The 12,502-nt window shown below is 70.2% G+C and carries 12 protein-coding genes; 5 read left to right on the top strand and 7 right to left on the bottom strand.

Translation table 11 applies throughout. The features are described from left to right. Positions 1–298: 298 nt before the first annotated feature. A complete protein-coding gene (locus tag ACGFYN_RS44645; protein ID WP_393871733.1) occupies positions 299–670 on the top strand; it encodes a hypothetical protein in 372 nt (123 codons plus the stop codon). Positions 671–763: 93 nt separating this feature from the next. On the opposite strand, the gene ACGFYN_RS44640 is transcribed toward ACGFYN_RS44645, so the two are convergent. Beyond that, on the bottom strand, positions 764–1,051 hold the full coding sequence (locus ACGFYN_RS44640; protein WP_393871732.1) for a DUF4190 domain-containing protein: 288 nt from the start codon (positions 1,049–1,051) through the stop codon (positions 764–766). 161 nt (positions 1,052–1,212) lie between these two features. Further along, positions 1,213–1,620 (bottom strand): hypothetical protein, encoded by a 408-nt coding sequence (locus ACGFYN_RS44635; protein ID WP_393871731.1) that lies wholly within the window; start codon positions 1,618–1,620, stop codon positions 1,213–1,215. 322 nt (positions 1,621–1,942) lie between these two features. Between ACGFYN_RS44635 and ACGFYN_RS44630 the strand changes: the two genes are divergently transcribed. Further along, entirely contained in the window at positions 1,943–2,395 is a 453-nt protein-coding gene (locus ACGFYN_RS44630) for an SsgA family sporulation/cell division regulator (protein ID WP_393871730.1), read from the top strand. A 254-nt stretch (positions 2,396–2,649) separates the two neighbouring features. After that, a complete protein-coding gene (locus tag ACGFYN_RS44625; RefSeq protein WP_393871729.1) occupies positions 2,650–4,569 on the top strand; it encodes an N-acetylmuramoyl-L-alanine amidase in 1,920 nt (639 codons plus the stop codon). A 94-nt stretch (positions 4,570–4,663) separates the two neighbouring features. On the opposite strand, the gene ACGFYN_RS44620 is transcribed toward ACGFYN_RS44625, so the two are convergent. The 5 genes from ACGFYN_RS44620 to ACGFYN_RS44600 form a co-directional block, all read right to left on the bottom strand. Further along, positions 4,664–5,314 carry a phosphatase PAP2 family protein gene (locus tag ACGFYN_RS44620; RefSeq protein ID WP_393871728.1) on the bottom strand — a complete coding sequence of 217 codons (651 nt, stop codon included), beginning with the start codon at positions 5,312–5,314 and terminating at the stop codon, positions 4,664–4,666. A 170-nt stretch (positions 5,315–5,484) separates the two neighbouring features. Beyond that, entirely contained in the window at positions 5,485–6,606 is a 1,122-nt protein-coding gene (locus ACGFYN_RS44615) for an XdhC family protein (RefSeq protein ID WP_393871727.1), read from the bottom strand. After that, positions 6,599–8,725, bottom strand: coding sequence for a xanthine dehydrogenase family protein molybdopterin-binding subunit (locus tag ACGFYN_RS44610; RefSeq protein ID WP_393871726.1), 2,127 nt, complete (start codon positions 8,723–8,725; stop codon positions 6,599–6,601). The genes ACGFYN_RS44615 and ACGFYN_RS44610 overlap by 8 nt, the downstream gene beginning before the upstream one ends. Further along, the gene (locus tag ACGFYN_RS44605; RefSeq protein WP_393871725.1) at positions 8,722–9,714 is read right to left on the bottom strand and encodes an FAD binding domain-containing protein; all 993 of its coding nucleotides are present in this window, start codon (positions 9,712–9,714) and stop codon (positions 8,722–8,724) included. The genes ACGFYN_RS44610 and ACGFYN_RS44605 overlap by 4 nt, the downstream gene beginning before the upstream one ends. Continuing rightward, positions 9,711–10,289 (bottom strand): 2Fe-2S iron-sulfur cluster-binding protein, encoded by a 579-nt coding sequence (locus ACGFYN_RS44600; protein ID WP_393871724.1) that lies wholly within the window; start codon positions 10,287–10,289, stop codon positions 9,711–9,713. The genes ACGFYN_RS44605 and ACGFYN_RS44600 overlap by 4 nt, the downstream gene beginning before the upstream one ends. A gap of 228 nt (positions 10,290–10,517) precedes the next feature. Here ACGFYN_RS44600 and ACGFYN_RS44595 point away from each other — a divergent pair, with 228 nt between their 5' ends. Continuing rightward, positions 10,518–11,096, top strand: coding sequence for a TetR/AcrR family transcriptional regulator (locus tag ACGFYN_RS44595; RefSeq protein WP_393871723.1), 579 nt, complete (start codon positions 10,518–10,520; stop codon positions 11,094–11,096). A gap of 226 nt (positions 11,097–11,322) precedes the next feature. After that, a complete protein-coding gene (locus ACGFYN_RS44590) occupies positions 11,323–12,309 on the top strand; it encodes a hypothetical protein (protein ID WP_393871722.1) in 987 nt (328 codons plus the stop codon). The last annotated feature ends 193 nt before the right edge of the window (positions 12,310–12,502 follow it).

Below are 12,502 nucleotides of genomic sequence, written 5' to 3'. Positions count from 1 at the left end.
GTGACCAGGCCGCAACGGCGGCGTCCGGGCTTCAGCACTGCCTGGCCCGTCGGGCCCTGGCCGCGATACCGCCGTCGATGGATCAGCCATCTCCACCCACCACTCCCTTGCCGACCGCTCTGGCCTGGACGGTGAACTGTCCGCGATCCGTCCACGATTTCGTACTGCATGTGCCCAGGCGTCCTGAACTCAAGCCAGGGAGTGGCGACACGTCGGCTCGCTGCCGGATCATCCTCGTATGCCACCGAGGGCGTCACCGGCGCTGCCGGTTGGGGAGCAACGTGGTCGTGGAGGTCCAATGAGAACGAGCATGTGGCCGTGGTTCTGCGCATGGTTCCTCGTGGGTACCCTGGCCTCGCTCGGCGTGCTGACCGCGCTCACGATCGGCGTGTTCCTGCTGCCGGTCGCCCTTGTGGCGGCTGTCTTCCTCGTCACCCGACGCGGCCGACGGGTGGGGCTTGCGGGTCTGGTCTCCGGGCTCGGTGTGCCGCTGCTGTATGTGGCCTTCCTCAACCGCGAAGGCCCGGGGAACGTCTGCACCACGACGGCGACCGGTCAGTCGTGCGTGGACGAGTACAGCCCCTGGGGGTGGCTGGCCGCCGGGGCGGTCTCCCTCCTCGGCGGGATCGTGCTCGGCCTGGTTCTGCAGCGCAGGGCGCCTCTGCGCTGACAGCGATCGCCGGGCACAGTGGCAGAGGTGCGAGGTGGCGGCCGGCGTTCTGCCGGCGCCCACCTCATGCCCCCGCGGCTGCCCAGGGTTGAGTCAGCCGCCGACGTACCAGCCGAAGCCGCCGTTGTTGGCGGCGACGAGCAGCAGCACGAGCCACAGGACCACGTCGACGATGCCGAGGATGATGCCGGCCTTCGCCATTCCGGCACCGTTGTTCACCGCTGTCTGACGGCGGGAGACGGCACCGAAGATGATGGCCAGGGGACCCAGAACTATGTTCAGGAAGAACAGCCCGACGATGCCGCAGCACAGGCTCGCGATCGCCAGGCCGTTGGTGCGCGATCCGGAGGACGTGGCACGGGAACCACCGTAACTCGTCATTGCAGACTCCCAGTTGTCGGGGCACGGACCGAAGGGGCCGCGCGCTCCTCTCTTCTGACTTGTGTGTTCGAATGCCCCTACAAGGCGGTCCCATGTCCAACTCCCGTGGGGGACGTCCGGCCCGTACGCCGTCTTGTCCATCGACCGATGTCAGCGGATCGTCAACTACTTCGCTTCTGCCAGTCGTCGATCCGTTCAGCGGTCACGAAGGTGACCTTGGTGCCCGCCGGATGAGGAGAGGCGATGGTCCTGAACCTGCCTCGCAGAATGCGCCGGGGTCCGCCCCGAGGCTGTTCGTCCGCCGGGATCTGGATCACCTCGCAGGTCGGCTCCCCGGGACCACCGAGCAGGCAGTACGCGCCTGGCTTCAGTGCCTGCGCAGGGACGGAGACCGAGAACTCCTCGGACCGCACGCTCCGGATGGGTTCCGTCAGGACGACAGGGGGTGTCTCCGCGTCCGCTCCGATGAGGTAACCCCCGCGCGCGGATTCTTCGTCGTCCTCGTCGTCGTCAACCGGGACGCATGCGGCAGGCGTCGCCCGGGAACTCGACCGCTTCAGAAACTTCATGGTTCATTTTCCCTGGCCGCAGGCCAAGGGCACCGGCGCGCCATTCCAACAACTCGTCATTTCGTGCAGGCCGTTGAACACAGGTTCTCAGCACATATGTAGGGCCGCCGCGCCGCAGTGCCACGCTTCCCAAATACGGAAAAATCCATCATGGTGAATATGCCAGGGGCGCGTATTTCCCCAAGTCCCGCGACGGTAGCGGGAGGTAGCGCTCGCGCATCTCCGTGCCGCGCCGGCACGGGATCCGTTCCGCTCGCCCTCGCCCCCGATCCCCGGGCCCCCGGTTCGACGTGCCGTAATGGAGAAGGAGTGAGGTTTTCGGGTGCACACCGATGATCGCGGGAATCCAGAGTTGGATGCGCTCGTCACCGGCCGGATGAGCCTCGGCGACGGTGCCTTGCATACGTGCGACGTTCAGATGCGGTTCAGCGCCGATGACCCTCTGGTGGTCCGCCTGTCGGCGTCCCGCATGGACCCGTCCAACTCCGGCCTGTACTGCGGCTTGTGCGTGGTGTCGCGGGATCTACTCCGTGCCGGGCTGACCGGCCCCGCCGGGATCTGCAAGGTGCACATCATTCCGGTGGAGCTTCCCGAGCGGCCCCGGCAGCTCGCCATCCAGATCCGCGGACAAGGGCAGGACATGAAGGTCGTGCTTGATCATCAAGCGGTTCTGCTGTATTTGAAACGTACCTACGCGATTGTGCCCATCGGGATGGAAACCGCGGGCATCGACATCGACCGGGAGATCGACCAACTCCTCGACGACGACACCTGATTCGGCACACCGATCTGGCGGCACGGCGTGACCACCGTCACGGAACCGCCGCGTCATCCCGTCCACAGTCGCGGCTTATGACCCTCAAATACCCTTCCGCGAGCCGAGGTTGACGTCGGTTCGCCCGGAGGAGGATCATCCACGTTCGACGTGGCGAGGGCAGGATTTCGCCGGGCTCGCAGCCGTGCGTGCACCGGCTGCACCGGCCGGCCGATCCCACTCATCTGATTCTCTTCAGCTTCGGGGACTATTTCATGACCACTAGAAATGCCGGACGCGGTGACGCGTCGCGGCGCCGCCGCCGGGCTCTGCTGGCCGCGAGCGCCACACTGGTCGTCGCGGGGGCGATGGCCGTCCCGGTGACGGCACTGGCCACCGATGACGCCGGTTCGTCGGCGACCGGACTGGAACAGGACTTCGCGACCGCCGCCCACCAGTATCAGGTGCCGCGCCAGATACTGATGGCGGTGGCGTACCAGGAATCCGCCTGGGAGGCCCATGCCGGGCAGCACAGCACGGACGGCGGCTACGGGCCGATGCACCTGACGGACGTCACCCCCGCCATGCTGGCCGGCGGCGACGCGGGCGCGGCGGGCCGCGGGGATCTGGCCACGATGGCCGCGGACCCCGCCATGCACACCCTCCAGGCCGCCGCGAAACTCACCGGCCTGTCCGCCGAGGAGCTGCGCACCGACCCCTCCGCCAACATCCGAGGCGGCGCGGCGCTGATCGCCTCATACCAGAAGAAGGCCACCGGCAGCACCGCCGCCGAGCCCGACAACTGGTATGCGGCTGTGGCCCGTTACAGCCAGTCCACCCAGCGCCGGGGTGCCGCGGCCTTCGCCGACCGGGTCTTCGCCACCCTGAAGAAGGGCGTCGCCCGCACCACGGCGGACGGCCAGCACGTGACCCTGAAGGCCGACAGCGAAGTCCACCCGGCCACCGGCCAGTTGGCCGCCCTGCGCCTGAAGTCCGCGGCGGCCACGGACGTCGAATGCCCCGCCACCGTCGACTGCTCCTTCGTCCCGGCGTCGCCGTCCAACGGCCAGGTCTCCAACCGCCCCGCCAACGGCATCCGCATCGACACCATCGTCATCCACGACACCGAGAGCTCCTACGACGCCGCCATCTCCACCTTCCAGACGGCGGGCGGCAGCTCCGCGCACTACGTCATGCGCTCCTCCGACGGCGCGGTGACGCAGATGGTGCCCACGAAGGACCTCGCCTTCCACGCGGGCAACTACTCCACCAACATGCACTCGATCGGCATCGAGCACGAGGGCTACGCGGCGCACGGCGCCACCTGGTACACCGAAGCCCAGTACGAGGCCACGGCCGACCTGGTGAAGTACCTCGCCGACCGCTACGACATCCCGCTGGACCGCCAGCACATCATCGGCCACGACAACGTTGCCGGGCCGAACTCCTCCCTCGTCGCCAGCATGCACTGGGACCCGGGCCCGTACTGGGACTGGAACCACCTCATGAACCTGCTCGGAGAGCACACCGGACGCCGCGGAGTCGGCCCCGTCGGCTCGGTCGTCACCATCGCTCCGCGTTTCGACGACAACCAGCAGACGGTGCAGGTCTGCCCCTCCGACGACCCCACCGGCGCCACCACCGCGTGCACCGAGACCACGCAGGCGTCCGACTTCGTCTACCTGCGCACCGCTCCCAGCGACACCGCCCCGCTCTTCGGCGACCAGGCGATCCACCAGGGCGCGGCCGGCACGGACCGGATCAACGACTGGGGCAGCACCGCCCAGGCGGGACAGCAGTTCGTGGTGGCCGACCAGGACGGCGACTGGACCGCCATCTGGTACAGCGGCGCGAAGGTGTGGTTCTACAACCCGCACGGCTGCAACACGGCCCCGGCCCACGACGTACAGGTCATCGCGGCCGCCGGCACCTCACCGGTGGCGGTCTACGGCTCCAGCTACCCCGACGCCTCCGAGTACCCGTCGGGCCTGTCTCCCTCGACCCAGTCCCCACTGAGCATGTACACCGTCCCGGCCGGCCAGGCCTATGTCGCCACCCGGCCCCCTGCCCTCACGGACGACTTCTTCCCCTCCAGCGGGAAGGTCGTCACCGGTGCCAAGCCGATGTACACCATCCAGTACAACCACCGGGTCGTCCTGGTGTACGCCTCGGCCGTCACGGCAGAGGACAAGTAACGGTCCGCCGACCGCACACCGCCGTCCAAGACCGAGGATCGAAGAACCGCGGCGGGCACATCAGTGCTCGGCGCGGTTCGTCTTCGGGCGTCGGTTACGGCGCGTGCTGCACGATGGTGCGCGGTTCGGCGGTGAGCAGCGGGCGTAGCGCGCCGCGGTTCAGGGACGCGACCAGCGGTGTGGCCCAGCGGCGTAGCGCGAGGCTGGTGAGATACGCGATGGGCAGGGCGAGGATCGCGGAGCCCAGGACGTCATGCGGGTAGTGGTCGCCGACGTAGACCCGGGAGAAGCCTTCCACCAGGGCGAACACCGCGGCGATGGCGCTCAGGCGGCGGTCCAGCAGGAACAGGGCTGCCACGGTGGCGGCGGCCACGGTGGCGTGTCCGCTGGGCAGTGAGTAGTCGGACGGCGCCGGACAGGAGTCGACCAGGTACGCGTGGGGCATCGACCGGCAGGGCCGTGCCTCGGCCACGATCTTCTTGACCACCTCGGCGGCGGCGAAGGCGACCAGGACCGCTATGGGGGCGGCCAGGGCGACGGTCATCGCTTCGGCGCCGCGGCGACGGGCTTTCCACCACCCCATCACCATGAGCACCGCGAACACGCCCAGACCGAGGTTGGTCCACACCTCCATGGGGGTGTTCAGCCACTTGGTGTCGCGGGCGAAGTCCGTGATGGAGGTGAACCACGAGCCGTCTATTCCGGACCCGTCGAAGGCCAGTTGCGCGGTGGCGGCCGCGGTCATGGGCATGTCCTTCCGTATCGGCGAGGCGCCGCGGAACGACCCGGCGCCGCCGGCCAATCCCCACGCCCCCGATGACATGCTGATGACGTCGTGGCTGATCGGTGGTGGCCGTCAGCCCAATCTACTACATGTAGTAGAAGTGAGCTGGCGGGCCGCCGGCGCCGCCCTGCTCACCCGACACCGCTGCGATGAATGGGGGTCCCCGTGCCGGTCAGTGGAACGCCGCTCCCGCCCCGCCGCGTTGCGACGATCTCCGCCGCGATCGACAACGCCGTCTCCTCAGGGGTACGGCCTCCGAGGTCGAGGCCGATCGGCGATCGCAGGCGGGCCAATGCGTCCTCCGTCACACCCGCTTCACGCAGGCGCCGGAGCCGGTCGACGTGGGTGCGCGGCGAGCCCATCGCGCCCACGAAGGCCACCGGCAGCCGCAGCGCGACCTCCAGCAGGGGAATGTCGAACTTGGCGTCGTGGGTGAGCACGCACAGCACGGTACGGGCGTCGGTCGCGGTGCTCCGGAGGTAGCGGTGCGGCCAGTCCACGACGACGTCGTCGGCCTCGGGAAAGCGGGCCCGGGTGGTGAAGACGGGCCGTGCGTCGCACACGGTGACGTGGTAGCCGAGGAACTTGCCCGCCCGCACCAGCGCCGCCGCGAAGTCGACGGCGCCGAAGATGACCATCCGCGGCGGTGGCACGCTGGATTCGACCAGCACGGTGAGTCCACCGGGGCAGTGCGAACCGTCCTCCGACACCTCGATCGTCCCGGTGCGGCCCGCGTCGAGGGCGGCCTGGGCCTGCGCGGCAGCCGTACGGTCGAGATCAGCGTGTCCGCCGAGTGTGCCGTCGAACGAGCCGTCGGCATGCACCAGCAGGCCCGCGCCCAGGTAGGGTGCCGGGCCCCGCACGATGCGGGCGAGGGCGACCGCCTCGCCCTTGGCCGCGAGGTCAGCGGCTGTGCGCAGCAAGGTTCTGAGCGGTGCGCCCGCGGGCAGGGGCGTGACGATGATGTCGAGGACCCCGCCGCAGGTCAGCCCTACGGCGAAGGCGTCCTCGTCGCTGTAGCCGAACTGTTCGAGCACGCTCGTGCCGCCCTGCAGCGCCTGCCGGCACAGGTCGTAGACCGCTCCCTCGACGCAGCCGCCGGACACCGACCCGATGACGGTGCCCTCGCCGTCGACGGCGAGTGAGGCGCCGGGTCCGCGTGGGGCGCTGCCGCCGACCGCTACGACGGTGGCGACGGCCAGGTCGCGCTCCTCCTCCAGCCATTGGTTCAGATCCGGTACGAGATCAAGCACGGTGGCCGGCCGTCAGGATGCGGTCCGGGCGGATGGGCAGGCTGCGGTGCCGTACACCGGTCGCGTGCCAGACGGCGTTGGCGACGGCGGCCGCGGCACCGACGATGCCGATCTCGCCGATGCCCTTGATGCCGACGGGGTCCTCGGGATCGGGATCGTCCACCCAGTCCGCCTCGATGTGCGGGACGTCGGCGTGCGTGGCCACGTGATAGCCCGCCAGGTCGGCGCCGACCGGACCGCCGAAGTACCCGTCGCGCGAGGCCTCTTCGTGCAGGGCCATGGAGATGCCCCAGATCATGCCGCCGGTGAACTGGCCACGCGCGGTGAGGGGGTTGACGATGCGGCCCGCGGCGAAGATGCCCAGCATGCGCCGCACGCGCACCTCGCCCGTGGCCGGGTCGACGGCGACCTCGGCGAACTGGGCGCCGAAGGAGTGGCGTTCCTTTCGGGCGAGCGCCGCGATGGCTTCGGTGGTGTCGGAGCGCACGGTGATGCCCTGCGCGGGGATCTCCATGCCCGGCACCATCCGTTCGCGCAGTTCACTCGCGGCCGCGGTGACGGCCCAGGACCAGGAGCGGGTGCCCATGGAACCGCCGGCGATCATCGCCGGCCCGAACGCGCTGTCGCCGATCCGCACCCGGACCCGTTCGGTCGGGACGTCGAGGGCGTCGGCCGCGACGAGGGTGAGTGCGGTGCGGGCGCCGGTGCCGATGTCCGCGGCGGCGATACGGACGGTGAAACTCCCGTCGGCCTCGGCGGTGATCGTCGCGGTCGACGGAGCGGCACCGGCCCCGAACGACGCAGCTGCGGTGCCCGTGCCCAGCAGCCAGCGGCCGTCGCGGCGCACGCCGGGCCGTGGATCACGCTGTGCCCAGCCGAAGCGGCGGGCGCCCTCTTCGAAGCAGGCTCGCAGGTTGCGGCCGGCGAACGGCAGGCCGGAGACCGGGCCCTTGTCCGGTTCGTTGCGCAGGCGCAGTTCGATGGGATCGACGCCGCATTTCTCGGCGAGTTCGTCGAGCGCGGCCTCCAGGGCGAAGGACCCCGGCGCCTCGCCCGGGGCACGCATCCAGGTAGGGCTCGGAACGTCGAGCTGTACGACCTTGTTCTCGGTGTGATGGGCGTCCGCGTCGTACATCACACGGGCGACGCCCGCGCTCGGTTCGACGAACTCGTACACGGTGGAGGTGCGGCTGAGGGAGCGGTGGTCCAAGGCGCGCAGGTGTCCGTCGGCGTCGGCGCCGAGGCGGACCTTCTGGATGGTGGGACTGCGGTGGCCGGCCAGCGTGAACATCTGACGACGCGTCAGGATTACGCGAACCGGGCGCTGGAGGACGGTGGCGGCCATGACGGCCGACACCTGGTGGGCGCGGACCCCCTTGCTGCCGAAGCCACCGCCGACGTGTTCCGAACGCACCCGTACGGACGCCGGGTCGAGGGCGAAGAGGTTCGCGAGCTCGCCGACGACCCAGGTGGCGCCCTGGTTGGAGTCGATCAGCTCCAGGCGGCCGTCGTCCCAACGGGCCGTGGCCGCATGCGGTTCCATCGGATGGTGGTGCTCTTCCGGCGTGGTGTACTCGGCGTCCAGCACGACCGCGGAGGCGGCGAGTTCAGCTTCCAGATCTCCCTTGTCCGTGACGGCGGGCATATGGCCGTCCAGGGCGTAGGCCCGCGTGTCCTCGCCGGTGAACTCGACGTCGTGGGGCTGCTGTTCGTAGTGCACGACGAGCGCCTCCGCAGCCTCCCGGGCCTGCTCGGAGGTCTCGGCGACGACCAGCGCCACCGGCCAACCCGCGTGGGGCACCCGGTCGTTCTGGAAGACGGCACAGGTCGGATCGGGTTTGGTTCCCAGCATGCCGACGAAGTCGGTCTCCAGACGCGGGGCGTTGCCGTGGTGAAGGACGGCGAGCACGCCGGGCATCTCGAGGACGGGGCCGGTGACGATCTCCTGGATACGGCCGCGGGCGACGGTGGACAGCACCAGCCAGCCGTGGGCGAGGTGGGCGAAGGGGATCTCACCCGCGTAGCGGGCCGCTCCGGTGACCTTGTCCCGCCCTTCGACACGGACGTGCTCCCTGCCGACGGCACGGATCGCCGCCGGGGTCACGGTGGTCGTGGTCATCGCTTGGCCTCCTCGGCGAGTTCGCTCAGAACGGCCACCGTCAGGTTCCGTATCAAGGTCACCTTGTACTCGTTGTGCACCAGCGGCCGGGCCCCGGCCAGCTCGGCGTCGGCGGCGACCGCGAAGGCCTCCGCATCGGCGCTCGCTCCGGTGAGCGCCCGCTCGGCCGCGCGTGCCCGCCACGGACGGGAGGCGACCGCTCCGTACGCGAGGCGGACGTCGTGCACCACGCCGTCGCGGATGTCGAGCGCTGCCGCGACCGAGCCGATGGCGAAGGCGTAGGAGGCGCGCTCGCGCACCTTGCGGTAGCGGGAGCGCGCGGCGACCGGGGCCGGAGGCAGGCTGACGTGCGTGATCAACGCGCCGGGCGGCAGGGCGGTTTCACGGTGCGGGGTCTCGCCGACGGGCAGATAGAACCAGCCGATCGGCAGCGCGTCCGGCCCGTCGGCGGTCTCGAAGTGCACGACGCCGTCGAGCGCGGCGAGGGCGACGCCCATGTCCGAAGGGTGTACGGCCACACAGTGTTCGGAGGCGCCCAGGACGGCGTGGTTGTGGTGCTCACCCCTGATGGCGGCGCAACCGCTGCCCGGAGCACGCTTGTTGCACGGCTTGGCCAGGTCGGTGAAGTAGGTGCAGCGCGTGCGCTGCAGGAGGTTGCCGCCGACGGTGGCCATGTTGCGCAACTGGCCGGAGGCTCCGGCCAGCACCGCCTGCGCCAGCATCGGGTAACGGCGCCGCACCTCGGGGTGGGCGGCGAGGTCGCTGTTGGTGACGGTCGCACCGATACGCAGTCCGCCGCCCGGTTCCGTCTCGATACGGTCCAACGGCAGCTCGCGTACGTCCACGAGCCGGGTGGGCCGTTCGACACCGCTCTTCATCAAGTCGACCAGGTTGGTCCCGCCGGCCAGGAAACGGGCTTCGGGATCGGCCTCGATGAGCGCGATCGCGCCCGACACGTCGGAGGCCTTCTGATAGGCGAACTCCCTCATGCCGCCTGCTCCTTCGTATTCGGCTCGGCGCCGACCGGCGACGCGGCGGGCGCCTCGGCGGCTTGGGCGACTGCTTCCACGATCGAGGCGTAGGCGGCGCACCGGCACAGGTTGCCGCTCATCCGCTCACGGATCTCGTCGACGGTGAGCTGCGGCGGCCCGGCCTCCGGTCGCACGTCGTCCGTCGCGGCGCTCGGCCACCCGGCGGCATGCTCGGCGAGCACGCCGATCGCCGAACAGATCTGTCCCGGCGTGCAGTAGCCGCACTGGTAGCCGTCCCGTTCGAGGAAGGCCTGCTGGACGGGGTGCAGCCGCTCACCGTCCGCCACACCTTCGATGGTGGTGATGTCACGTCCCTCGGCCGCGACCGCGAACTGCAGACAGGCCACGGTCCGGCGGCCGTCGACCAGCACGGTGCAGGCACCGCACTGGCCCTGGTCGCAGCCCTTCTTGGTACCGGTCAGGTCGAGCCGCTCGCGCAGTGCGTCGAGAAGGGTGGTGCGGTGGTCGACGGGCAGTGTGAACTTCTCACCGTTGATGTGCAGGGTGATGACGCTGGACGTCGATAAGGCCATGAGCCACTTCTTTCGATGTTCTTCCGCAGCGGAGCAGAGCAAGGGCCGCGAGGGCCCGCTCAGGGTCACGCCTGCGCCGTCGAGTGACGGCGGGCGCGGGCTGCCGTACGGTCGCGGGCAGGACTATGCTGGACGCAACCGGACAACTGTCCGTTACACAGCAACGTAGCGGACGGCTGTCCGCTTAGCAAGGTCGGGTTTCGATCGCGAGCCCGCGAGGAGTGACGAGTGCGGCACAACAACAACCCACCCCTGCGCTCGGACGCGCAGCGCAACCGTGAGCGCATTCTCGACGTCGCCCTGGCCGAGCTGACCCGATGCCCGGACGTTCCGCTGAGCGCGATCGCCAAGAAGGCGGGCGTCGGGCAGGGCACGTTCTACCGCAACTTCCCCAATCGCGAGGCACTCGTCCTGGAGATCTACCGCTACGAGATGCAGCAGGTGGCCGCCAACGCGGCCCAGCTCCTCGAACAGCTGCCGCCGCAACAGGCGTTGCGGACCTGGATGGACCGGCTGGCCGAGTTCGCCATGACCAAGGCCGGCCTCGCCGATGCGATCCGCCTCGCCACCAGTGCTCCGGGCGGCCCTGCCAAGCCCACCCACACGCCCGTCACCGATGCGGCCGAACTCCTCCTCCGTGCCAACGAGGACGCGGGCACCATCCGTCCGGGGTTGACTGCCGAGGACTTCATGCTCGCCATCTCCGGCCTGTGGCAGATGACCCCGGCCGACGACTGGCGCCCTCGCGCCACACGCCTGCTCGACCTCGTCATGGACGGCCTGCGGGCCGGGGCTGCACGCCCCTGAACACCTCGGCGGCGACTGCAGGAGCACGTGCGGACACGTGAGTGTCCAAATCCGTCGCGTCCACTGCCTCGCCGCTCGACGGCCATGCCGTAACGCCGAGGCACGCACACGGAGTCGGCCGCAAGGCGGAGGGCGATCTGGTCCAGCGGCGGAGCAGGGTGCGCCCGGGGGCTGACGCGGAGGGGCGGGCGGGCGCCGGAGCATGGGGATTCCGGCGGAGGGAGACGTGGTGGAGCGATGGGACCGGATCGGGCGTACGGCGGCGTACGGAGCGGCGGCGGCCCTCGTGCCGTACCTGGTGATCAAAGTGTCGTGGGTGGTCGGTTCGCTGCTGGGGCTGCTGCCGGTGGGACGGGGGTTCGGTCTGGGCGGGTGGCTGGTGCTCAACACCGTCACGATCGGCATGGCTGCGGCCGGGATCACGCTGGGACTCGCGCTCGTGCGGCCGTGGGGGATGCGGATTCCCGGTCGGCTGGTGGGCTTCTTGGCCTGGGTCGGGTCGGGGTTCCTGGTGTCGATCCTGCCGTTCGTGGTCGTCAGCGCGCTGGTCCACTCCGGCTCGGGCGATTCGGGAAGCTCGGGGGGCTCGAAGGGTGACGCGGCGATGCCGGGCTGGGAAGCGGTGCTGCTCCAGTGCAGCTTCGTGGGCACCGGGATCGGCCTGGCCATCGCGCTTCCCGCCTATCTGTGGCGGCGCTGGCCCCAGGCCCTGCGCCGACCCGAGCAATGCTCCACTCCTCCCGGGCCCTTGTGGCCCGCCGCGACCGGCGCCGTGACCGGCCTGGCCTGGCTCTACTGGGCGGCCGGCGGCCCACTTGGCATCGCCCACCGCGACGAACGGCCGGCCAACTGGCATGTACTGGTCGGGGTCAGCGCGTGCTGGGCCCTCGCCGCTTCCGCCGCCGTACCGGCACTCGTCCGGCGCCGCCCGGCCCGGCTGCCGTATCCGCTCCTGCTCGCCGTGGCCTGGCTGGGATCGGGCTCGATGTTCGCGTGGAGCGGCTGGAGACTGCCGGCCACGCTGTACGTCGCCCTGGCGCACCCGAGCGACGTCAGCTACCCGGAGAACGTCGCGGCCGCCGTGACCCTCCACGTCACGGCCGTACTGACGGGGGCGGGAATCATGCGGACGCTGATGCGACGCGACCGCGGGCGGGCGAGCGCCCCCAACAGCGCCCAGCCGTCCGCCGCGCGCGTGGGCCGCCACTCGTGAACCTGACCGCCGAGGACGTCTCAACGCCGCCTTCCTGGAGGACGTTACCTATGGTCTCGCGCGCCGTGCAGCCTCGCCAATATTTGACGCCTCCACCGCGTGAACGGGGTGGATTTCTGGCTCACGTTGCCTGCGGCCCGGCGGGCGCGCAGGTCTTGCACGATCAGCACCAGCCGGGTTGCAGACCAGCCCG

Source organism: Streptomyces sp. NPDC048419, from assembly GCF_043200415.1.
Classification (GTDB): Bacteria; Actinomycetota; Actinomycetes; order Streptomycetales; family Streptomycetaceae; genus Streptomyces.
Note: the sequence above shows the minus strand (reverse complement) of the source record. Positions and strands in the feature narration are given on the sequence as shown.

Excerpts from the sequence above, each read along its gene's own strand:
- ACGFYN_RS44640 (WP_393871732.1), bottom strand. The coding sequence starts at position 1,051 with ATGACGAGTTACGGTGGTTCCCGTGCCACGTCCTCCGGATCGCGCACC.
- ACGFYN_RS44605 (WP_393871725.1), bottom strand. The coding sequence starts at position 9,714 with ATGAGGGAGTTCGCCTATCAGAAGGCCTCCGACGTGTCGGGCGCGATC.
- ACGFYN_RS44610 (WP_393871726.1), bottom strand. The coding sequence starts at position 8,725 with ATGACCACGACCACCGTGACCCCGGCGGCGATCCGTGCCGTCGGCAGG.
- ACGFYN_RS44600 (WP_393871724.1), bottom strand. The coding sequence starts at position 10,289 with ATGGCCTTATCGACGTCCAGCGTCATCACCCTGCACATCAACGGTGAG.
- ACGFYN_RS44620 (WP_393871728.1), bottom strand. The coding sequence starts at position 5,314 with ATGACCGCGGCCGCCACCGCGCAACTGGCCTTCGACGGGTCCGGAATA.
- ACGFYN_RS44645 (WP_393871733.1), top strand. The coding sequence starts at position 299 with ATGAGAACGAGCATGTGGCCGTGGTTCTGCGCATGGTTCCTCGTGGGT.
- ACGFYN_RS44635 (WP_393871731.1), bottom strand. The coding sequence starts at position 1,620 with ATGAAGTTTCTGAAGCGGTCGAGTTCCCGGGCGACGCCTGCCGCATGC.
- ACGFYN_RS44625 (WP_393871729.1), top strand. The coding sequence starts at position 2,650 with ATGACCACTAGAAATGCCGGACGCGGTGACGCGTCGCGGCGCCGCCGC.